The organism is Corynebacterium argentoratense DSM 44202, assembly GCF_000590555.1.
In the GTDB taxonomy this organism is placed as follows: domain Bacteria; phylum Actinomycetota; class Actinomycetes; order Mycobacteriales; family Mycobacteriaceae; genus Corynebacterium; species Corynebacterium argentoratense.
This window is the reverse complement of sequence record NC_022198.1, coordinates 1,332,024-1,353,078: the sequence shown is the minus strand read 5'-3', so window position 1 is coordinate 1,353,078 and position 21,055 is coordinate 1,332,024. Positions and strand designations below refer to the sequence as shown.

Here is a 21,055-nt window from a genome sequence, read left to right as displayed (position 1 = left end):
CATGAGTAAATCCTCCTTCGTGCATCTCCACAACCACACCGAGTACTCCATGCTCGATGGAATGGCGAAGGTGGATCTTCTAGCCGAGGAGGTTAAACGCCAAGGTATGCCCGCCGTCGGCATGACCGACCACGGCAACATGTTCGGCTCTGATGCCTTCTACCGCAAGATGGTCGATGCGGGCATTAAACCCATCATTGGTATCGAGGCCTACCTGGCACCAGAATCGCGTTTCAACAAACAGCGCGTGCGGTGGGGTGAACCCCACCAAAAATCTGACGACGTGTCCGCATCCGGTGCGTACCTACACCAAACGATGCTGGCTGAAACGGCTACAGGGCTGCGCAATCTGTTCTACCTGTCATCCATGGCATCCTACGAAGGCCAGTTGGGCAAATGGCCCCGCATGGACGCGGAACTTATCGCCGAAAACGCCACCGGCATTATCGCTACCACTGGCTGCCCTTCCGGCGACGTGCAGACCCGTTTGCGCCTTGGGCAATTCGATGAAGCACTCGAAGCCGCAGCCATGTGGCAGGATATTTACGGCAAGGAAAATTACTTCCTTGAGTTGATGGACCACGGGCTGGACATCGAAAATCGAGTCCGCAGCGAGCTGCTGGAGATTGGTCGCAAGCTGGATTTGCCGCCACTGGTGACCAACGACTGTCACTATGTGCTCAAAAGCCAAGCTGAGGCCCATGAGGCCATGCTGTGTGTTCAAACGGGTAAAACCCTGGCCGACCCCGACCGCTTTAAATTCGACGGCGACGGCTACTACATCAAGTCGGCGGAAGAAATGCGCGTTACCTGGGACAACATGGTTCCTGGTGCTTGTGACAACACGCTGCTGATTGCCGAACGTGTCCAAGATTATGGTGAAATCTGGGAACCACACACCCACGATCGCATGCCAATCGCCGACGTTCCAGACAGGCATACACCCACCAGTTGGCTCACCCACCAGGTGATGGAGGGGCTTAAGGATCGCTTCGACGGTGGCCAAGTGCCGCAAGAATACGTAGATCGGGCGAAGTACGAAATCGAAGTCATCGACATGAAGGGCTACCCGTCCTACTTCCTCATCGTCGCCGACTTGATTAAGCACGCCCGCTCCATCGGTATCCGCGTAGGTCCCGGGCGTGGATCCGCTGCGGGCGCGCTTGTTGCCTACGCATTGACTATCACTAACATCGACCCCATCGAGCACGGCCTGCTGTTCGAGCGCTTCCTCAACCCGGAGCGCCCGTCCGCACCCGATATTGATATCGACTTCGACGATCGACGCCGCGGAGAAATGATCCGCTACGCCGCCGACAACTGGGGTGAAGACAAAGTCGCCCAGGTCATCACCTTCGGCACCGTCAAGACCAAGCAAGCCATTAAAGACTCAGCCCGTGTGCAGTTTGGTCAGCCCGGCTACCAAATCGCCGACCGCATCACCAAAGCGCTGCCTCCGGCGATCATGGCCAAGGACATCCCCCTATCGGGCATTATGGACCCCGAGCACCCTCGTTATGGCGAAGCCGGCGAGGTGCGCACACTGATCGAAACCGACCCAGACGTCAAAAAAATCTACGACACCGCCCGAGGGCTTGAAGGCGTTGTCCGCCAAGCCGGCGTGCACGCCTGCGCCGTCATCATGGCGTCTGTTCCACTACTGGACTGTATCCCCATGTGGAAACGCGCCCAGGACGGCGCCCTGATCACCGGCTGGCCCTACCCGGCATGCGAAGAAATTGGCCTCCTGAAGATGGACTTCCTGGGGCTGCGTAACCTCACGGTCATCGGCGACTGCATCGACAACATTAAATCCAACCGTGGTTTCGACCTTGACCTCGAAGCCTTGACCACCGATGACGAAGAAGCCTACAAACTCCTTGCGCGTGGTGACACCCTTGGTGTCTTCCAGTTGGACTCCGGCGGCATGCGCGAACTGCTCAAACGCATGGAACCCACCGGCTTTGACGACATCGTCGCCGCGTTGGCGCTGTACCGCCCCGGCCCCATGGGCATGGGTGCTCACTGGGCCTATGCCGACCGCAAGAATGGGCGTGAAGAAATCACCCCCATCCACCCGGAACTGGAAGAGCCTCTGCAGGAGATCCTCGCCGATACCTACGGTCTGATCGTCTACCAAGAGCAGATCATGCGTATCTCCCAAAAAGTCGCCAACTACACGGCCGGCCAGGCAGATGGCTTCCGCAAAGCCATGGGTAAAAAGAAGCCCGAGGTGCTCGCCAAAGAGTTCATCACTTTCGAAGCGGGCATGAAGTCCAACGGCTTTTCCGACGCCGCGATTAAAGCACTCTGGGACACCATCGAGCCCTTTGCTTCCTACGCGTTCAACAAGTCACACGCCGCAGGGTACGGATTGGTCAGTTTCTGGACCGCCTACCTCAAAGCCAACTACACAGCCGAGTACATGGCGGCACTGCTCACAAGTGTGGCAGACAAGAAGGACAAATCGGCTATCTATCTGTCTGATTGCCGCCACCTGGGTATCCATGTGCTGTCGCCGGACGTCAACGAATCTGCTCTGACCTTCCAATCAGTGGGAGAAGACATTCGTTTCGGCCTGGGTGCCGTCCGCAACGTTGGTGAGGACGTCGTGGCCTCCATCGTCAAAACCCGCGAAGAAAAAGGCCCGTTCACGGACTTCTCGGACTACCTCGAGAAGATCGATACGCTGCCGTGTTCCAAGCGTGTGACTGAGTCGCTGATCAAAGCGGGTGCCTTCGACTCCATGGGGCACACCCGCAAGGGCCTCATGCTCATTCATGAAGACGCCATCGATTCCGTCATCACCACCAAGAAGGCCGCCGATAAGGGGCAGTTCGACTTGTTTGCGAGCCTGTCGGGTGAGGACGCCGCGTCGTCCTCCGTGTTCGCAATTTCTGTTCCGGAGGATAATTGGGAGCGCAAACACGAGCTCGCGTTGGAGCGTGAAATGCTCGGCCTCTACGTCTCCGGGCACCCGCTGGATGGGTTCGACGAGGCCCTTGCTGCACAGACCGATACACCGCTGACCACCATCTTGGGTGGTGAACTCCGACACGGACAAGAGGTCACCATCGGCGGCATTATCAGCGGTGTCGACCGACGCTTCAGTAAAAAAGATGGCTCCCCCTGGGCCATTGTCACCCTGGAAGACCACAACGGCGCCAGCGTCGAGTTGTTGGTGTTCAACAAGGTCTATGCACTGGTCGGATCTATGATCGCCGAAGACAACATCGTGCTTGCCAAGGCCCACGTATCGATCCGCGAGGACCGCATGAGCCTGTTCTGTGACGACATGAAGATGCCTGATCTGGGCGTTGCCGGCGGGGGAGTACCTCTGCGTCTGACCATGCGCACCGACCAGTGCAGCATGAGCAATATCGCCAAACTCAAGGAGGTTTTGGTGGCCAACCCCGGTGACTCTGACGTCTACCTCAATCTGGTCGATGGCGAAAACTCCACCATTATGGTTCTCGGAGAACACTTGCGGGTCGACCGATCAGGGTCCCTCATGGGCGATCTCAAAGCAACCATGGGACCGGGCATCCTCGGATAAAATGCTTAAGGTAATCTAAATGATCGTTAGAGTATCTACCGATCATTTATTAAGGATCACCCGTGGCCCAACCCACCATCGAACGCAGGTCAGTCGGATTCGTCCCACTTGAGGAACGCCACGGCAGCGCCTGGAACCAATTCACCCTCTGGGTAGGCGCAAACCTCCAGATCACCGCACTAGTCACCGGAGCGCTCGCCTTCGTCTTCGGCGGCGACGTGTTTTGGTCCCTGATCGGCCTATTCATCGGACAGATCGCCGGCGGCGTCGTCATGGCCCTGCACTCCGCACAAGGGCCGCACCTCGGCCTACCCCAGATGATCTCCTCCCGCGCCCAATTTGGCATCTATGGCGCAGCATTGCCACTGATCCTCATCATCTTCATGTACCTGGGATTCTCCGCATCCGGCACAGTGCTCGCAGGCCAAGCAGTCGCGGAACTTTATGATGGACCGCAATGGAGCGGCGTCATCATCTTCGGCGCAGTATCGACCGTGTGCGCAGTCTTCGGATACAACGTCATCCACAAACTCGGCCGATGGGTCAGCCTCGTCAGCACAGTCGCCTTCCTGTACCTCATCGTTCGCCTATTCATGGTTGCCGATGTGCCCGCGCTACTAGTCATCAAACACTTCGACCTGCCGCAGTTCCTCTTCGCCATCGCACTCGCGGCCTCCTGGCAGATTGCTTACGGCCCCTACGTCGCTGACTACTCTCGCTACCTGCCGGCGGACATTAAAACCTCCCACGTCTTTGGAGCTACCCTCGCAGGAACCGTCATCAGCTCCACCATCTCTATGAGCCTGGGCGTATTCACCGCAGCATGGGCAGGGGAGAGCTTTCGCGGACACGAAGTAGAAACCTTCGTCGGCCTAGGATCCGCAGGTGTAGTCGCCGCGCTGATCTACCTCTCGATCGCCGTCGGTAAACTCACCATCAACGTGCTCAACATCTACGGCGGATTCATGTGTATGACCACTGCTTATTCTGGTTTCCGAGCACGCGCAGAAGTCACCCCCACCCAGCGACTCATCGCAATCTTCTGCATGGCCGCAGCCAGCATGGGCCTAGCCGTATGGGGAACCGCCCAATTCCTTAACGCCTTCAGCTCCTTCCTGCTGTTCCTCCTGACTTTCTTCATCCCCTGGTCAGCGATCAACCTCGCCGACTACTACTGGGTGTCCAAGGAACGCTACGATGTGCCCGCACTGTCCGACCCCAATGGTCGCTATGGCAAGTGGAACTGGGCAGCACTTGTTGCATTCGCTGTAGGCGTGCTCATTCAAATGCCATTCGTGGCAACCAGCTTCTACACCGGCCCCCTGGTCGCACACATCGGTGACACCGACATCTCCTGGATTGTCGGCCTAGTCGCCACCACGGTTCTCTACATGGCACTACGCCCCCTGGACAAACGCGTCATCCCCGAGCAGACCATTCTGCCCGAGGTCGATCCCATCGAAGCCGCAGCCGCACGCGCCATGAAAGGCGCACATCCACCCACCGGAGCCTAACCCCGCCCGGAGGAGAAGACGCACCCACCCGCACATAAGGTAAGCCCATGACGAATCCATTCGAGTCACCACAACAGCCGGGCTGGTAGCCCCCAGCTGGCCAGCCAGGGCAGCCCCCAATGGGCCAACCTGGTGCACAGCCCATGCCTCCAGCACCCCCATCCGGGGCCACAACGCCCTCCAGGACGTAGCCCTTGCACCCGGAAGCACCAAAACATTCAACATGTGCTACGAAGCCTCCGGCCACAACGGTGTCTACAGCTTCACCTACAACCCGACGTTCTTCACCACAGAGGACAAACCCACCTGGAGCGTCGAACTCACAGACGGCTAAACTCACAACCCGTCACCGCAGCCACCGACTCGATGGTCTCACCTGGGGCTAACTCCACAAGCCTCAGGCCACCGTCGATGGCAAAGACACCCAGATCTGTCACCACCATGTCCACACAACCCGCACCCGTAAGTGGGAGCGAACACTGCTCAACCAACTTCGGTTGCCCATCCACCGTGCAATGAGTCATCATCACGATGACTCGCTTGGCACCATGCACCAAATCCATGGCCCCACCAATGCCCTTGGCAGCGCGCCCCGGCACAGACCAATTGGCCAAATCCCCACCAGCAGACACCTGCAAACCGCCGAGCACCGCGACGTCAATACGCTGGGAACGAATCATCCCAAAGGACACCGACGAAGAGAAAAATGACGCCCCCTTGGCCGCCGTAATCGGCGCCTTGCCGGCATCAATCAAATCCTCATCCTCCAAGCCAGGCTCCGGGCGAGGCCCCACACCCAACACCCCGTTTTCGGAATGCAACACAATCCGGCGGCCAGCAGGCAACGCCCCCGGAATCAACGTCGGCATCCCAATACCGACATTGACATACTGACCATCCCGCAAATCCGCAGCCACACGCTGCGCCATCTGCTGCCTACTCCACCCCATCAGGCACCTCCACCACACGATCGACATAAATACCCGGCAGATCAATCAACTCCGGCGGCAACTCATCAACAACACAGCGCGCCTGCACAATGCTCACCTTCGCGCACATAGCCGCCTCCGGATTAAAATTCTGCGCAGTGTAACGGAAGTGCACATTGCCGAAACTATCCGCCATGTGCCCCTGCACCAGCGCAAAATCCGCGTGCAACGCCGTTTCCAACAGGTAACGCTGGCCATCAAACTCACGGACTTCCTTCGGCTCACTGGCCTCCAGCACAGCACCATCCGGGCCATAGCGATAAGGCAACCCCCCGGTCTCCAACACAGTACCTACGCCAGCCTTGGTGAAAAACGCCGGAATACCCGCACCCGCCGCACGCATACGCTCTGCCAACGTGCCCTGCGGAGTGAACTCGACACACAACCTCCCATCCAAGTACATCTGCTCGTACTCCTTATTCGAGCCGATATAGGAACCTATAGAGCGCTCCACCCGGCCAAGAGTAAGCAACCTGCCCAAGCCCACCCCCTGCGCACCCAGATTGTTCGAAATAATCGTCAAACGCGTGCAACCCCGGGCGATCAAGTCCTCAATCAGCTCCGTCGGATTGCCGCAGAGACCAAAACCGCCCACAGCGATCGTCGCGCCGTCATTAATCCCCTCAAGCGCATCCGCGCGGGAACATAACTTCATGGCTTCACCTTCACCTGCATTAGTATAATAAGACTTAAAGCCGCACAGCAGATAACAAAAGCACCAAGCGGATGCCGGAATCGCCGGCCTCTAGTTCTTGCATGGCCAGACCGTACTGGGGCGCCGACAGGCCAGCGCAGCCATAGCCCTTGAGGTGCATGCCAAACAGTCCCTCGGAGGCTAGCTTGGAGAAAATTTCGGTGGGCAGCTCTGCGTTTTCGAACCACCGGCCAACGTTGGGTTTGATTTCACGCTGGACGAAGGCTCGCACGCGTTCGGCTACCGCGCGTTCGTCCTCGCTGAGCAGACCTTCGAAGTTGATCAGGTCGGTAGGGAGGCGTTGGTGTTGACATGGAAACCTCCTTGGGTGGAAACAATAGGTGATGTTTAGTGCTGTGTCCCTGAATGTAGCGACTCTCACACCACCTCTCGGTGAATGATCCGATTAATGACTTAAAATACCTCTATTGATGCTTCACAAAAATTAATGTAGTAACCCAGAACACAAAAACGTTCCGAGGCGTTAAGAATGGCACCATGAACACGGCAATCATCAGCCGACGCAGCTTCCTCACTGCAGTGGTAGCCCTCGGAGCCAGCGCACTACTAGGCTCCTGCAGCCGCACCCCCACAGACCAGCTAGTATTTTCGACCTACAAAGCCGGCACCGGAACCTACAACGACCTAGCATCCTTCGCCAACATCTTCACCACCCACCATGGCACACAAGTGCGCCTGATGACGTCCGACACCTCCATCGGACGCATCGCCCCACTGATCAACGGCACCGCACAACTATCGCGAGCAGCCGACGAAACTCACTACGCCTTCGAAGGTGACGACGAATACGCATCCGCAGCGTGGGGGCCGCAAGCAATCCGACAAATCTGGACACCGCCCGGAAACTACGGCGTACTCACCCTCAAAGACTCCGGGATCGAAACAGCCGCAGACCTCAAAGGGCGCCGCGTTCCCCGCATCCTTGCGGCAGTATCAACCAACCGGAAAATCGAAGCGCTGCTCAACTTCGGCGGACTCACCCCCGACGACGTCACCTTCGTCGACATCGCCTACTCCGAACAAGCAGCCGCCATCAAAGCCGGCCATATCGACGTCATGTACCAAAACGTCGTCGGCGCGGCTATCAGCGAACTGGCCTCCACCCACCCCATACGTTGGATCAACGTCGGGGGCGGAAGCAAAGAACAGTACTCCACCTGGGAATCACTAGCGCCCATGATGCGGCCCGGACCAACGCATGACGCCGCGGGCCTCGCCGAAGGCGAAGAAGCCTGGACGTTCCAATACTCCATCGTGCTTGCCACGCTGGCGACCTTCCCCGAGGACAGGGTCTACACCATGCTCAAGACACTCCACGACAACTTTGACAGTTTCGTCGGCACAACACCCGATGCCCAACGCTTCGCCCTCGACAACATCTTGCTCACCCCGCTAGTGATCCCATTTCACCCCGGGACCGTACGCTTCCTTAAAGAACACGGCCGATGGAATGACAGCCTCCAGGCCCGCAACGATGCACTGCTCGAGCGCGAAAAACTCATGCACGCCGCCTGGCCGGACTTCCTTGAAGAACACAAACACATCAAAAACCCTGCCGCCGAGTGGAAGAAATACAAAAAAGACAACCTTCCGCGTCTGCCAGAGGTGGTGGAACCATGAACCGCATCATCGGAGCACTCACCCTGGCAGGCACCCTGCTGGTCATCAACCAAGTGTTCTTCCTCAACCTCTTCGGCCTAGCGCTCGCCACCAATTCCTTCCTTTATCTGGTCGCGGCGTGCTTTTTGCCCATCGTCTTTCTACGGAAGTCCCCGGGCATCATAGAATATATCCTGGCGGCCATCACCTTCGGCCTATCCATCTGGCTGGCCTACCACGGCAACGACATCTCCGTATTTGGCTGGTCCATGGTCGCGCCCACCTACGCCACATGGATATCCATCATCTACTGGCTACTCGTCGGCGACATGCTACGGCGCACCGCAGGAAAAATCGTCGCCATACTCGCCATGGCTATCTCGGCCTACCCCATGATCGCAGGGCTCATCCCCGTTGCCTTCCTCCAAGGCATCCAATACGATCCACGCGTTCTAGCACAGGTGCACGTCATGGGAACCGAATCCATCTTCGGCCTACCCTTCAACACCGCGGCGTCAATACTCGTAGGCTTCCTGCTGTTCGGTGTCACCCTCCAACACACAGGCGGTGCAGAGTTTTTCACACAACTCGCTAACTCGCTGTTCGGACGCTACCGAGGGGGTGCCGCGAAAGTTTCCGTCGCCTCCTCCGCGGCGATGGGCATGATGAGCGGATCGGCCGTATCCAACGTACTCACCACGGGACCCATGACCATCCCCACCATGATCAAATCCGGTTTCTCCAAAAAGACCGCCGGAGCCATCGAAGCGACCGCATCCTCCGGCGGATCCGTCACCCCACCGATCATGGGCGCGGCAGCCTTCCTCATGGTCTCCTTCGTCGGCGTGCCCTACACCGACATCCTCATTGCAGCATTGATCCCAGCATTCCTCTACTACTTCGGCATCTTCATGCAGATCGACGGCTACTCCGCCCGCTACCACATCCACGGACAGGATCGGAACAGTCTGCCGAACTTCTTCGCAACGCTGCGCGACGGCTGGCCCTACATCCTCGCCATCGCCCTGCTGACAGTCCTGCTGCTCACAGCACCCGCAGAAGCACAAGTACCCTTCTGGGTGATCGCCGCACTGCTACTGATCGCCTTTGTGAAACCAAGCATCCACTTCCGCGCAAAAGAACTAGGGGACTTGATCGTCGACGCAGGAAAAACGATCGCCCAAATCATGGGCATCATCGCCGGCGTCGGACTCATCCTCGGAGGACTCACAGCCACCGGTGTCGCCCTATCTCTATCCCGCGACCTGGTAGCGCTTGCCGGTGACAACGCCCTACTCATCCTCATCTCCGGCGCCATCGCATGCTTCATCCTCGGCACCGGACTGACCATCTCCGCATCCTACGTCTTTCTCGCCATCGTCATGGTGCCAGCACTGACTGCACTGGACGTCAACCCCATCGCCGCACACCTCTTCGTCATCTACTGGGCAAGCGTCTCCTACATCACCCCACCGGTCGGATTGGCAGCCTTCGCCGCCGCAGGCATCTCCAAAGCAACAGCCATGGAAACCTGCTTCGAAGCCATGAAGTTCGGCGCCGTCAAATATCTCGTACCTTTCGCATTCGTGCTCAACCCAGCGTTAGTCGCACAAGCAGACATCATCCACATCGCCGTAGCAGCACTGACCTCATTCATCGCAGTATTCGCCCTCAGCGCAATGTTCTCCGGCTACCTCCAAGGCGTCGAAACCACCCTCAACTGGCCCCTAAGAATTATCCTGGGACTCGCAGGAGCAGCCGTCTTCCTACCCCAATGGAGCATCAGCGCCATGGGCGTCGCCGCCATCATCGCCGTGCTCGCACTGACCAAAATCAAAAGGACACTCGCATGAACCCCAACGACCACGTACTCCACGAACAACACGGCCACACAGCCGTCGTGACCATCAACCGTCCCGACGCATACAACGCCATGAACCGCGACGTCATCACCCAACTGTCCACAACGCTCGACGCAATTGAAGACAGTGACGCCACGGCCATGATCCTCACCGGCGCTGGCAAGTCCTTCGTCGCCGGCGCCGACATCGGAGAACTAGCCACACGCACACCTCTGGAAGGGCTCAACCCACTGCTCCAACGCACACTCGACAGACTCGCGGCCTTCCCCATCCCCACCATCGCAGCCATCAACGGATACGCCTTCGGTGGGGGAGCAGAACTCGCGCTAGCCTGCGACATACGCGTCGGATCCACCGACGCTCAATTCGCGCTCCCTGAAACCGGCATCGGCATCATCCCAGCCGCCGGCGCAACCCAAAGAATGGTCAATATCGTAGGCCTTGGACTGGCCACCGACATGATCCTCACAGGCCGAAGGCTAGACAGCGAAGAAGCCCTAGCCGCAGGGCTAATCACCTACCGCGTCGCCCCCGAAGAACTCCTACCCACCGCACACAAAGTCGCCGAACGCATCCAACGCAAAGGCCCCATCGCCATCCAACTCGCCCGCGAAGTACTACGCCACGGACACAAAAGCGACCACGCGACCGGCATGCTGCTCGAACGCCTCGCACAGTCCATCCTCTACGCAACCGAAGACAAACACGAAGGCACTACAGCATTCACCGAAAAACGCAACCCAGAATTCAACGGACGCTAAAGGACACCACCATGGACAACACAATCAACCACGTCACCGTCATCGGCGCAGGAACCATGGGCTCACAAATCGCCATGGTAGCCGCACTCGCAGGCATCACCACCACCCTCACTGACATCAGCCAAGACGCCCTCGACCGGGCCCGCGAACAACTCTACGCGCGCATGGAACGCAAAGGCACAGTCGACGCCCTCGAAAACCTGACCTTTACCACCGACCGTGACAATGCAGTCGCGCACACAGACATTGTCATCGAAGCAGCCATCGAAGACATCGACATCAAACGCACCCTATTCGCAGAACTCGACGCCATCGCACCCCCACACACCATCCTGGTCACCAACTCCTCCAACATCGTGTCCTCACGCATCGCCGACGCCACCACGCGGGCCGACAAAGTCTGCAACATGCACTTCTTCAACCCCGCGCTCGTCATGGAATGCGTCGAAATCGTTTGCCACCCCGGCACCAGCGAAGATACCCGAGCAACCGTGACCGAACTAGCCGAACGCATGGGTAAAAAACCGATCCAAGTGCGCAAAGAAATCCCCGGCTTTGTCGCCAACCGACTACTCAACGCGCTCAGAAAAGAAGCCCTGGAACTCTACGCCGACGGCGTCGCCAGCTTCGAAGACATCGACGCCGCAGCAACCACCGCGCTGCGCCACCCCATGGGCCCCTTCCAACTGATGGACCTGGTTGGCATCGACGTTGTTTACCTCATCCGGCAGGCAGAATACGAGCAGACAGGCGACGCGGCGTCATTGCCACATCCAGAAATCACAAAGCTCTACCAAGCAGGACGATACGGCAGGAAAACCGGCCACGGATGGTACGCCTACGAAGGATAAACCTCGTCAACCACCTCAAGTACCGAGCGGAGAGCCGGGTTATTGTCGCCCGTGCGCCAAATAATCTGTAAATCGATAAAGCGATTGCTCTCCGCAAGCGGCACAAACGTCACATTCGGCTCCGTCACATTATCGACCACCGAATCCAGCGTCACCGCAACCCCCATTCCGGCACCCACCAACACCAACATCGTCCACGAATCCAGCGCAATAGTACGGATAGTAGGGACAAAACCGCCCTGCTTAGCCAACACATTAAAACGGTTAATCAACGCGCTGGAAAAGCCCCCAGGCAACACCATCCACGACTCCTCCGCCAATTCCGACATCGACACACTCGCCCGATCAGCTAAACGGTGAGAACTAGGCAAAGCGACAAACAACTCTTCGCGCGTGATCACTTTGCGCTCAATATCAGCGGGGAGGAAATCCCAGCGGCCAATAGCCGTATCCAAACTGCCGCCATGAACATTTTCCAGCCCCTGCTGGGAAAACTGCGACGAATGCAGATCGACCCGAATGTCAGGAAAGCGCCCTGCGCAGCGACGCACAATATCGCCCACTGCGGTGTGAGTGGACGCGCCCGCAAAACCCAAACGCACATGCCCGGTCACCCCGCGCCCAGCGTCCAGTACCGCGGCGTCAGCAGCCCGCGCGGCGTCAATAAGCGCCCGAGCCGGCCCCAACAGCGCCGCCCCCGTAGGAGTCAGGCTTACATGGCGAGTGCTGCGCTCAAACAACTGCGTTTTATATGTTCGCTCCAACTGCTTAATCATGCGGCTGAGCGGCGGCTGAGTCATGTTCAATCGATCGGCAGCATGGCCAAAATGAAGCTCCTCGGCAACAGCAATAAACGCGCGGGCCTGTTCAACATCCATGAATAGAGATTAATGCAAAAAAGTCATAAAATATAACTAATTTTATATTAGAATCGGCAAAAAAGCTGTGGTCGGATCAAGACCATGAATATCCTCGAATGTATCACCATCACAGACTTCTCCCGAGTTCTCGCCGGACCCGACTGCTCCATGTGGCTCGCAGACCTCGGCGCCACAGTCCTCAAAATAGAAAGCCCACAAGGCGACGACACCCGGCACTGGAAACCCCCGACATTCAACGACACCAGTACCTACTACCTCTCCGTCAACCGCAACAAACAATCAATCCTCCCCGACCTCAACAACCCCGACGACCTTAAGCACGCCCACCGCATCGTCGAGCAATCCGACGTCCTCATCGAAAACTTCAAACCCGGTGGCCTCAAAAAATTCGGACTCCACCACAGTCAAACACTGGCCCGACACCCACAACTCATCCACGCACAAATCAGCGGATTCGACTCCGAAGAGGGCGCACACCTGCCCGGATACGACCTCCTAGTGCAAGCATTATCCGGATTCATGCACGTCACAGGCGACCCCGATGGGCCACCACAACGTGGTGGCGTAGCTATCTTCGACGTCGTTGCCGGCCTCAACATGGCTACCGCCATCTGCGCAGCGCTCTACGAACGCGAGCGCTCCGGGCAAGGCCAACACATCGAAGTCGACCTACTAACATCCGAATTGTCCGCACTAGTCAACCAAACAAGCGGCGCAATCACCTGTGGAAATGACCCCACGCGCTCCCATCCTCACCGTGCCCGAAGGCGTGCAACACGCCCAAGCACTCGGGCTCGATCCCGTGACAACCATCGACGGCATCCCCCAGATGCGCAACCCCGCACCTTCAGCCGTACCCCCGTTAGCTACCGCAACGCACCACCCACACTAGGACAACACAACCCATGAAAATCCACGTACCCCTCGAACTGCGCTGGTCCGACCAAGACGCAAACAACCACGTCAACAATGTCACCATCGTCACTCTGTTAGAAGAAGTACGCGTGCGGGCACCCAAGGACATCACCGACGGACTACGCGTCGTCCGGACACTCGAAGTCCGCTACGACGGTGAGCTCACCTACGGACAACCCGTCGACGGATACGCTTGGATCAGCAAGGTAGACAACACCTCCTATGAAGTCAGCCACGAACTGGTTCAAAACCAGGAAGTCAAAGTCTTCGCCACAACAATCATCGTCGCACTCGACCCCGACACCCGCCGACCCACCCCAGTGAAAGGACTCACCGATGGACTTCCTTAAACTCGACGAGCAACTAACCGAACACGAAATTCACCTGCGCGACACCATCCGCCAGTTTGGTGAACAACGCATCCTCCCCATCATCAATGACTACTGGGAACGCGCTGAATTTCCGTACGAACTGCTCGACGGGCTACGCGAACTGGGTATCATCGGAACCTTCATCAAGGGCTACGGATGCCCCGGGCTTAGCCGCCGCGAAGCAGGCATCGTGTCACGCGAAATGGGGCGCATCGACGGCTCCATCAACACCTTCCTCGGAGTCCACTCCAACCTGGCCATGGGCAGTATCTACATGCTCGGCAGTGAAGAACAACGCAGCCGATGGCTGCCCGCAATGGCTCTGCTGGAAAAGACCGGCGCCTTCGCCCTCACCGAACCAGACCACGGCTCCGACTCTGTCTCACTAGAAACCAGCGCGCAGTTAGAAGACGGCCACTGGGTGATCAACGGACACAAGCGATGGATCGGCAACGGCCACGCAGCCGACATTGTCGTGCTCTTCGCCCGGGACACCGCCGACGGCCAAGTCAAGGGCTTCATCATAGAAAAAGACACACCCGGCTATAACGCCACAGTTATCACCGGCAAAGTCGGCAAACGCGCAATCCTCCAAGGTGATATCATCCTCGACAACGTGCGCATCCCTGAATCCAACAAACTAGCCAACTGCAACTCTTTCAAAGACGTCAACAAAGTCCTCGCAGCCACCCGTGGGGGAGCATCCTGGGAATCCCTCGGCCACGGCATCGCCTGCTTCAACCTAGCCCGCGACTACGTTATGCAAAGAGAACAGTTCGGAGCACCCCTGGCCAGCTACCAACTCATCCAAGAAAAGCTCGCCACCATGCTCGCCGACGTCACCCACATGCAACTACTCTGCCTACGCATGGCCGAACTTCAAGAAGCTGGGGAATTCACTGGCCCCATGGCAGCGCTGACAAAGATGACCTGCTGCCGCAAAGGCCTCGCCATTGCCCGCGAAGCCCGAGACATGCTTGGCGGAAACGGTCTGCTGCTGGACAACCACATCGCGCGCCACATGACAGACATGGAAGTCGTATCCACTTACGAAGGCCCCGACTCTGTCCACGCGCTACTCGTCGGCCGCGAAATAACAGGAATCTCGGCATTCTCCCGAAAGGCACACTCATGACCACCTACATCATCACAGGCCTTCGCACCCCCACCGGCCGATACGGCGGCGCGCTAGCGCACATCCGACCCGACGACCTGGTCGCGGAGGTCATCCGCGGCGTCATTAATGAAACACACATCGACCCGCACACTGTCGACGAAGTGCTCATCGGCAATGCAAACGGCGCAGGCGAAGACAACCGAAACGTCGCACGCATGGCCTGGCTCGCAGCAGGCCTGCCGGACACCGTCCCCGCCATGACAGTCAACAGGCTCTGCGCATCTGGAATGAGCGCAATCACCACAGGCACCGCACTTATCGAATCCGGACAAGCGCACCTAGTCGTTGCCGGCGGAGTTGAATCAATGAGCCGCGCCCCATGGGTAATGGAAAAACCCAAAAAAGCCTTCAGCCGGCCCGGGGAGATCGCCGACACATCAATCGGTTGGCGCTTCACCAACCCCAAATTCCTCGCCCGGGACAAAATGACGTACGAAATGCCCGAAACTGCAGAAGAGGTCGCACGCGTATGCAACATCAGCCGCGAAGAATCCGACCTTTTCGCCTACGACTCCCACATGAAAGCTGCAGCAGCGACCGACGCCGGACATTTCACCCGAGAAATCCATTCGATTGCTATTGACAGCGACGAAACCATCCGCCGCACTACCACTATCGAGAAGCTAGAAACACTACGCCCAGTAGTTGCCGGCGGCAGCGTCGTCACAGCAGGTAACGCGTCGTCGCTTAACGACGGGGCATCTGTGGTGCTCTTGGCCTCAGAAGAAGCAGTGCAGCGCTATGGTCTCACCCCGCGTGCGCGCATAGTTGGTAGCGCGACCGCAGGGCTCGCACCGGAAATTATGGGGCTTGGACCCGTTCCTGCCACCCGGAACCTACTTGAACGTATCGGGGGCAGCATCGACCAGTTTGACGCAGTAGAACTCAACGAAGCTTTCGCAGCGCAATCTCTGGCCTGCATCAAAGAAATGGGCGTCGACCCGCAGGTAGTCAACCAGTGGGGAGGTGCCATTGCCCTGGGGCACCCCCTTGGCTCCTCCGGCTGCCGCATTGTCATCACGCTACTTAACAGACTCGAAAAAAATCAAGGCACACGCGGTTTGGCGACGATGTGCATTGGCATCGGGCAGGGCCAATCGCTGGCGATTGAAACGGTATAAAACTAGCGGGGCAAGCGGGGGAGGAACTTCACCGCGAACTGTGCGATGAAACCGAGGAGACTGATCAAGCTGACCAAGCCAGCGAGGATTCCCATGATGCCGCCGCCGCTACTGGAACCAAAGTCCCCGAAGCTATCGAAGCTAAAGGCCGTGCGTTTCGGGTGGATAAGAACGAAGTAGTGGCCACCACCTTGTGCCCGGTGACCGTTATGTGCTGCGATGATGCCGCGCTCTTCGCTGCCCGCCCAGGAGTTCACGATGAAGTCGTAGAAGCTCGTGTTCGAACTGCTCAAGCCGAGGTTCTCTAGGTGCTCGATGTAGCCGTTGCGCTGCGAGGTGTTGGTTTCGATACCGGTGATGGGGGAGGGTTCGGCAAGGGCTTGGGTGGTGCTCAAGGTCAGTGCCGTGGCTGTGAGTGCAGCGACGATGCCAACACGGTTCATAGTGTGCCCCAAAGGCTAAAGAAAAAGGAAAAGATGGTGTAAAAGAGTGTGGGCACACTGTATATCTCGACCGGATAGTTCTACCCCTATGTGGCGGCGGGGCCACCAGTGCTGGGTGGGTGGCCCCGCCTTGCGCGTTGACTGCAGAAGCCGCCCCACAGATGCGATGCGGGTGGTCGTGAGCCCCCGAGTGACCCTCGACGCTGGCAGCAGCTACGCCTTCCACAAGCCATTCCCCTCAATGGTTTGCGGGTGTGTCGTGTGCGCTCCTGTCCGCCATTGACTGGAGTGCTTGGCGACGGTGCGGGTTGGTGCTCCCTCTAGTGTCATGGGCCCCCGAGCAGCTCTTGACTGCGGTGTGCTGACCTAGCTCCCTTGGCGCTCCCCTCAGCGCTTTCGGATGGCGTGGCATTGCCCGTACCGACGCGTGGCGTGGTCGGCGGGCGGGGTGGTGGGAACCATGCATGTCTTACCTGGTGCATCCGACGGTCCTTTCTGTGTGTCTAAGTGGTTAGACTGAATTAAAGCGGTTTCGGTTCCCTTAAGTGGCGAATTTGAACAAGAAATTCTAAAAGTGCTGGTCAATGCGGATTAAAATCTTTTGAAAAAGCTAGACAATAGCAAGTTGGCTACCCTATTTTGGGGGTTGTACTCCCCTTGTTGGACAGTGGTGGGAGCTAACTTAGGTTGACTTGTTCCATCTTTAGATCGATTCGATTACGCGCCTGTGAACCTCTGGTGAACCTCTAGGGGCGGCGCAGGGGGTTCACGGGTGGGGGGCAGTTCGCAATGAGTTGGAGCGGGTGAGTAGAATCGATGCGTACTTTTCTAGCGTCTAGCAGCAGGGAATCTCGCACAGATGACTGACAGTAAACCCGTGGGCGTCGCCCTCCTTGGTTATGGCACCGTTGGCGAGGCAGTGTATCGACTGCTCGCCGAGAATCGTCACCATTTCGTCCAGCGCATCGGCGGCGATATTGAGGTCCGTGGCGTAGCAGTCAACGATGCTTCTAAGCCGCGCGACGGCGTTCCCGCAGAGCTTCTTACGGATGATGCCGTGGGCCTCGTCGAGCGCGACGACGTTGACATCGTCGTTGAGGTTATCGGCGGCATTGATTACCCCCGTGAGATCGTCCTCAAAGCCCTGCAAGCCGGCAAGTCTGTGGTGACAGCCAACAAGGCTTTGGTGGCTGCGCATTCCGCAGAACTCGCAGCTGCTGCAGATGAGGCCGGCGTTGATCTCTACTACGAAGCGGCCGTTGCTGCTGCGATTCCAGTCCTTGGTCCTCTGCGCCGTTCGTTGGCTGGCGACCAGGTGAAATCGGTGATGGGCATCGTTAACGGCACCACGAACTTTATCCTCGATGCGATGGAGTCCACTGGGGCTAGCTATGACGAGATGCTGGCGGAAGCGATGCGCCTAGGCTACGCCGAGGCCGATCCCACTGCGGATGTTGAGGGTCATGACGCCGCGTCGAAGGCGGCGATCCTTGCCTCCCTGGCGTTCCACACTCGAGTGTCTTACGACGATGTTTACTGCGAGGGCATTTCTCACATCACGGCGGAAGACATTGAAGCTGCTAAGACTGCGGGCTACGTCATCAAGTTGTTGGCCATTTGTGAGCGCATCGTCGATGCGGAGGGCGTCGAGAAGGTCTCCGCACGCGTTCACCCCACGCTTGTGCCCAAGGATCATCCTCTTGCCAGTGTTAAGAAGAGCTTTAACGCTATTTTCGTTGATGCAGAAGCAGCAGGTCAGTTGATGTTCTACGGCAATGGTGCCGGTGGTAATCCCACTGCTTCCGCGGTGCTGGGTGACCTGGTGGGTGCCGCCCGCAATAAGGTCCATGGGGGCCGCGCGCCCGGGGAGTCGACCTACGCGAATCTGCCCCTGGCCGATTTCGGTGAGGTCCCGACTCGGTACCACCTCGACATGGAGGTCAACGACCGCGTCGGGGTGCTGGCCGATGTCGCCCAACAGTTCGCTCAGCGTGGCATTTCGTTGCTGACTGTTCGTCAGGAAGGTAGCGACAACGGTGCTCGATTGGTTGTCGTCACCCACGCGGCACGTGAGGCCGATCTTGCGGACACTGCCGAGAGTTTGAAGAGCTTGGACGCTGTAAAGTCCGTCAACAACGTCATTCGTTTGGAAGGTTAGAAAAATATGAGTGCTTCACCTGTTCACAGCCGCTGGCCCGGCTTGATTGCGGCCTACCGCGACCGTATGCCTTTCGCGAAGGACTGGACCCCGGTTACCCTGCACGAAGGTAACACCCCGCTGGTGCGCGCTAATTACTTGTCTGAGTTGACTGGTTGCGACGTCTACCTCAAGGTCGAGGGCGCGAACCCCACTGGTTCCTTTAAAGACCGCGGTATGACGGTCGCTGTGACTGACGCGGTTGAATCCGGCAAAAAGGTGCTCATGTGTGCATCGACCGGCAACACGTCTGCGTCTGCTGCGGCGTTTGCTGCCCGCGCCGGTATCAAAAGCTGCGTGTTGATCCCCGAAGGCAAGATTGCTCAAGGCAAGCTCGCTCAGGCTGTCATGCACGGCGCAGAGATCATTCAGGTGCGCGGTAACTTTGATGACTGCCTCGAATTGGTTCAAAAAACCACCACCGAATACCCAGAAATCGCACTGGTTAACTCGGTGAACCCGATGCGTATCGAGGGCCAAAAGACCGCAGCATTCGAGATTGTTGATGCTCTCGGTGACGCCCCGGATATTCACGCTTTGCCGGTGGGTAACGCTGGCAACATTACGGCGTATTGGAAGGGCTACACCGAGTATTTCGCCGACGGTGTTTCCTCTCAGCGTCCGCGTATGCTCGGTGTTCAGGCCGCCGGCGCAGCCCCGCTGGTCAGTGGCGAGCCCGTCCTCAACCCGGAGACCATTGCGACCGCTATCCGTATTGGTAATCCCGCGTCGTGGGCTAGTGCAGTGGCTGCTAAGGAAGAATCCGAGGGGAAATTCCGCGCTGCTGATGACGATCACATCCTCGAGGCTTATCGGATGATCGCCGCGAAGGAAGGCGTGTTTGTTGAGCCCGCATCTGCGTCCTCTTACGCAGGTGTGCTGGCTGAGTTCCGCGAGGGAACCTTGGGCAAGGGCCAGCGCATCGTGTGCACGGTGACCGGCCACGGTTTGAAGGATCCGCAGACTGCTTTGCTTCAGATGCCTGAGCCCACTCCGATTGATGTGGATCCCGCTGCTGTCGTGGACGCCCTCGGTTTGAAGGGGTAGCACCATGATCCCTGTTGGCTCTGCTGTTCGTGTGAAGGTCCCTGCGTCTTCTGCAAACTTGGGGCCTGGGTTTGACACCTTGGGTTTGGCGCTTGGGTTATATGACGTCGTGGAAGTCCACGTTGTCGACTCCGGCCTTGAGGTGAAAATCCACGGGGAAGGCGAGGGGGAGCTTCCCCTGGACGAACGCCACTTGGTTGTTCGCGCTATTCGTTCCGGCTTGGCCGCCGCAGGGGTCGAAGTGCCCGGTTTGAAGGTTGTTTGCCACAATGTGATCCCGCAGTCTCGCGGTTTGGGTTCCTCCGCTGCTGCAGCTGTCGCAGGCGTTGCAGCGGCTAATGGGTTAGCCGGGGGTGTTCTGAGCGAGTCTGAAGTTGTTCAGCTGGCAAGTGCCTTTGAGGGGCACCCCGATAACGCAGCTGCCTCTGTACTCGGCGATGCTGTGGTGAGTTGGACGGATATCCCCGTCGATGGTGAAACTGACCCGCAGTATCGGGCTGTGCGCATCCCCGTGCACGAAAGCATTCACGCAACCGCGCTGGTTCCTGGTTTCAAGGCCTCAACCGAAGCGGTTCGCCGAGTGCTTCCGTCTGATGTAACGCACATCGATGCTCGTTTCAACGTGTCCCGTGTGGCTGTTATGACGGTTGCGCTGCAGCATCATCCCGAGCTTCTGTGGGAGGGTACGCGTGATCGCCTGCACCAGCCGTACCGTGCAGATGTTCTTCCAGTTACCGCCGAGTGGGTTAACCGTCTGCGTAACCGGGGTTATGCAGCATTCCTTTCGGGTGCTGGCCCCACCGCGTTGGTGCTGTCCACTGAGCCGATACCGGAAGAAATTGTAGAAGAGGTCCGTGCGGCTGGGCTTCAGGTGATGAAGCTGCCGATCGCGGGCCCCGTAGAGGTCGAATCGTTTTAACGTCCTACAGCTGGCAGACCGGGCGGATGACTTCCATCCCTCCGGTCGTGGGGGCTGTCAGGAAGGTGCAAGAGTTATAGCCGCGGGCTTCGAGGGTGTTTTTCACTTCGGTCCACTGCTCTGCGGTAGGGCTGGGG

18 protein-coding genes are annotated in these 21,055 nt (G+C 58.2%); 13 read left to right on the top strand and 5 right to left on the bottom strand.

Going from position 1 to position 21,055, the window contains the following annotated elements; genetic code table 11:
- Position 1 precedes the first annotated feature (1 nt).
- Positions 2–3,556: a DNA polymerase III subunit alpha gene (gene dnaE, locus CARG_RS06385; protein ID WP_020976592.1), complete on the top strand. Its 3,555-nt coding sequence runs from the start codon at positions 2–4 to the stop codon at positions 3,554–3,556.
- Between the two features lie 62 nt (positions 3,557–3,618).
- Entirely contained in the window at positions 3,619–5,070 is a 1,452-nt protein-coding gene (locus tag CARG_RS06380; RefSeq protein ID WP_020976591.1) for a purine-cytosine permease family protein, read from the top strand.
- A gap of 320 nt (positions 5,071–5,390) precedes the next feature.
- Here CARG_RS06380 and CARG_RS06375 read toward each other — a convergent pair whose 3' ends face one another.
- From CARG_RS06375 to CARG_RS06365, 3 genes are read right to left on the bottom strand one after another with little or no spacing between them, the layout of a single operon-like run.
- The gene (locus CARG_RS06375; protein WP_081761639.1) at positions 5,391–6,020 is read right to left on the bottom strand and encodes a 3-oxoacid CoA-transferase subunit B; all 630 of its coding nucleotides are present in this window, start codon (positions 6,018–6,020) and stop codon (positions 5,391–5,393) included.
- Positions 6,007–6,714 carry a CoA transferase subunit A gene (locus CARG_RS06370; protein WP_020976588.1) on the bottom strand — a complete coding sequence of 236 codons (708 nt, stop codon included), beginning with the start codon at positions 6,712–6,714 and terminating at the stop codon, positions 6,007–6,009. Before CARG_RS06370 ends, CARG_RS06375 begins: the two co-directional genes overlap by 14 nt.
- Before the next feature lie 34 nt (positions 6,715–6,748).
- A complete protein-coding gene (locus tag CARG_RS06365) occupies positions 6,749–7,135 on the bottom strand; it encodes an acyl-CoA dehydrogenase family protein (RefSeq protein WP_236620135.1) in 387 nt (128 codons plus the stop codon).
- A 116-nt stretch (positions 7,136–7,251) separates the two neighbouring features.
- On the opposite strand from CARG_RS06365, the gene CARG_RS06360 reads away from it, so the two are divergent.
- From CARG_RS06360 to CARG_RS06345, 4 genes are read left to right on the top strand one after another with little or no spacing between them, the layout of a single operon-like run.
- The gene (locus CARG_RS06360) at positions 7,252–8,394 is read left to right on the top strand and encodes a TAXI family TRAP transporter solute-binding subunit (RefSeq protein WP_020976586.1); all 1,143 of its coding nucleotides are present in this window, start codon (positions 7,252–7,254) and stop codon (positions 8,392–8,394) included.
- Positions 8,391–10,226 (top strand): TRAP transporter permease, encoded by a 1,836-nt coding sequence (locus tag CARG_RS06355; protein ID WP_020976585.1) that lies wholly within the window; start codon positions 8,391–8,393, stop codon positions 10,224–10,226. The genes CARG_RS06360 and CARG_RS06355 overlap by 4 nt, the downstream gene beginning before the upstream one ends.
- Positions 10,223–10,996 carry an enoyl-CoA hydratase/isomerase family protein gene (locus tag CARG_RS06350; protein ID WP_020976584.1) on the top strand — a complete coding sequence of 258 codons (774 nt, stop codon included), beginning with the start codon at positions 10,223–10,225 and terminating at the stop codon, positions 10,994–10,996. Before CARG_RS06355 ends, CARG_RS06350 begins: the two co-directional genes overlap by 4 nt.
- Positions 10,997–11,007: 11 nt before the next feature.
- On the top strand, positions 11,008–11,847 hold the full coding sequence (locus CARG_RS06345) for a 3-hydroxyacyl-CoA dehydrogenase family protein (RefSeq protein ID WP_020976583.1): 840 nt from the start codon (positions 11,008–11,010) through the stop codon (positions 11,845–11,847).
- On the opposite strand, the gene CARG_RS06340 is transcribed toward CARG_RS06345, so the two are convergent.
- The gene (locus tag CARG_RS06340) at positions 11,835–12,725 is read right to left on the bottom strand and encodes a LysR family transcriptional regulator (RefSeq protein WP_020976582.1); all 891 of its coding nucleotides are present in this window, start codon (positions 12,723–12,725) and stop codon (positions 11,835–11,837) included. The two genes, CARG_RS06345 and CARG_RS06340, sit on opposite strands and share 13 nt — an antisense overlap.
- An 84-nt stretch (positions 12,726–12,809) precedes the next feature.
- Between CARG_RS06340 and CARG_RS06335 the strand changes: the two genes are divergently transcribed.
- Genes CARG_RS06335 through CARG_RS06320 form a run of 4 tightly spaced genes read left to right on the top strand, consistent with a single transcriptional unit; the run spans position 12,810 to position 16,312 of the window.
- Entirely contained in the window at positions 12,810–13,637 is an 828-nt protein-coding gene (locus CARG_RS06335) for a CaiB/BaiF CoA transferase family protein (protein ID WP_052331905.1), read from the top strand.
- Complete coding sequence (locus tag CARG_RS06330; protein ID WP_020976581.1) at positions 13,634–13,993, top strand: acyl-CoA thioesterase; 360 nt, start codon at positions 13,634–13,636, stop codon at positions 13,991–13,993. Before CARG_RS06335 ends, CARG_RS06330 begins: the two co-directional genes overlap by 4 nt.
- Entirely contained in the window at positions 13,980–15,149 is a 1,170-nt protein-coding gene (locus CARG_RS06325) for an acyl-CoA dehydrogenase family protein (protein WP_020976580.1), read from the top strand. The genes CARG_RS06330 and CARG_RS06325 overlap by 14 nt, the downstream gene beginning before the upstream one ends.
- Entirely contained in the window at positions 15,146–16,312 is a 1,167-nt protein-coding gene (locus CARG_RS06320; protein WP_020976579.1) for a thiolase family protein, read from the top strand. Before CARG_RS06325 ends, CARG_RS06320 begins: the two co-directional genes overlap by 4 nt.
- Positions 16,313–16,314: 2 nt before the next feature.
- Here CARG_RS06320 and CARG_RS06315 read toward each other — a convergent pair whose 3' ends face one another.
- Positions 16,315–16,755 (bottom strand): hypothetical protein, encoded by a 441-nt coding sequence (locus tag CARG_RS06315; RefSeq protein ID WP_020976578.1) that lies wholly within the window; start codon positions 16,753–16,755, stop codon positions 16,315–16,317.
- An 859-nt stretch (positions 16,756–17,614) separates the two neighbouring features.
- Here CARG_RS06315 and CARG_RS06310 point away from each other — a divergent pair.
- Genes CARG_RS06310 through thrB form a run of 3 tightly spaced genes read left to right on the top strand, consistent with a single transcriptional unit; the run spans position 17,615 to position 20,918 of the window.
- The gene (locus CARG_RS06310; protein ID WP_020976577.1) at positions 17,615–18,913 is read left to right on the top strand and encodes a homoserine dehydrogenase; all 1,299 of its coding nucleotides are present in this window, start codon (positions 17,615–17,617) and stop codon (positions 18,911–18,913) included.
- 6 nt (positions 18,914–18,919) lie between these two features.
- The gene (gene thrC, locus CARG_RS06305) at positions 18,920–19,999 is read left to right on the top strand and encodes a threonine synthase (protein ID WP_020976576.1); all 1,080 of its coding nucleotides are present in this window, start codon (positions 18,920–18,922) and stop codon (positions 19,997–19,999) included.
- Between the two features lie 4 nt (positions 20,000–20,003).
- On the top strand, positions 20,004–20,918 hold the full coding sequence (thrB, locus tag CARG_RS06300; RefSeq protein WP_020976575.1) for a homoserine kinase: 915 nt from the start codon (positions 20,004–20,006) through the stop codon (positions 20,916–20,918).
- Positions 20,919–21,055 lie beyond the last annotated feature (137 nt).

Bases quoted from the DNA above. Each gene is read 5' to 3' on its own strand.
- CARG_RS06325 (WP_020976580.1), top strand. From the start codon at position 13,980: ATGGACTTCCTTAAACTCGACGAGCAACTAACCGAACACGAAATTCAC.
- CARG_RS06375 (WP_081761639.1), bottom strand. From the start codon at position 6,020: ATGGGGTGGAGTAGGCAGCAGATGGCGCAGCGTGTGGCTGCGGATTTG.
- CARG_RS06350 (WP_020976584.1), top strand. From the start codon at position 10,223: ATGAACCCCAACGACCACGTACTCCACGAACAACACGGCCACACAGCC.
- CARG_RS06355 (WP_020976585.1), top strand. From the start codon at position 8,391: ATGAACCGCATCATCGGAGCACTCACCCTGGCAGGCACCCTGCTGGTC.
- CARG_RS06320 (WP_020976579.1), top strand. From the start codon at position 15,146: ATGACCACCTACATCATCACAGGCCTTCGCACCCCCACCGGCCGATAC.
- CARG_RS06310 (WP_020976577.1), top strand. From the start codon at position 17,615: ATGACTGACAGTAAACCCGTGGGCGTCGCCCTCCTTGGTTATGGCACC.
- CARG_RS06370 (WP_020976588.1), bottom strand. From the start codon at position 6,714: ATGAAGTTATGTTCCCGCGCGGATGCGCTTGAGGGGATTAATGACGGC.
- CARG_RS06340 (WP_020976582.1), bottom strand. From the start codon at position 12,725: ATGGATGTTGAACAGGCCCGCGCGTTTATTGCTGTTGCCGAGGAGCTT.
- dnaE (WP_020976592.1), top strand. From the start codon at position 2: ATGAGTAAATCCTCCTTCGTGCATCTCCACAACCACACCGAGTACTCC.
- CARG_RS06345 (WP_020976583.1), top strand. From the start codon at position 11,008: ATGGACAACACAATCAACCACGTCACCGTCATCGGCGCAGGAACCATG.
- CARG_RS06360 (WP_020976586.1), top strand. From the start codon at position 7,252: ATGAACACGGCAATCATCAGCCGACGCAGCTTCCTCACTGCAGTGGTA.
- CARG_RS06330 (WP_020976581.1), top strand. From the start codon at position 13,634: ATGAAAATCCACGTACCCCTCGAACTGCGCTGGTCCGACCAAGACGCA.
- thrC (WP_020976576.1), top strand. From the start codon at position 18,920: ATGAGTGCTTCACCTGTTCACAGCCGCTGGCCCGGCTTGATTGCGGCC.
- thrB (WP_020976575.1), top strand. From the start codon at position 20,004: ATGATCCCTGTTGGCTCTGCTGTTCGTGTGAAGGTCCCTGCGTCTTCT.
- CARG_RS06335 (WP_052331905.1), top strand. From the start codon at position 12,810: ATGAATATCCTCGAATGTATCACCATCACAGACTTCTCCCGAGTTCTC.
- CARG_RS06315 (WP_020976578.1), bottom strand. From the start codon at position 16,755: ATGAACCGTGTTGGCATCGTCGCTGCACTCACAGCCACGGCACTGACC.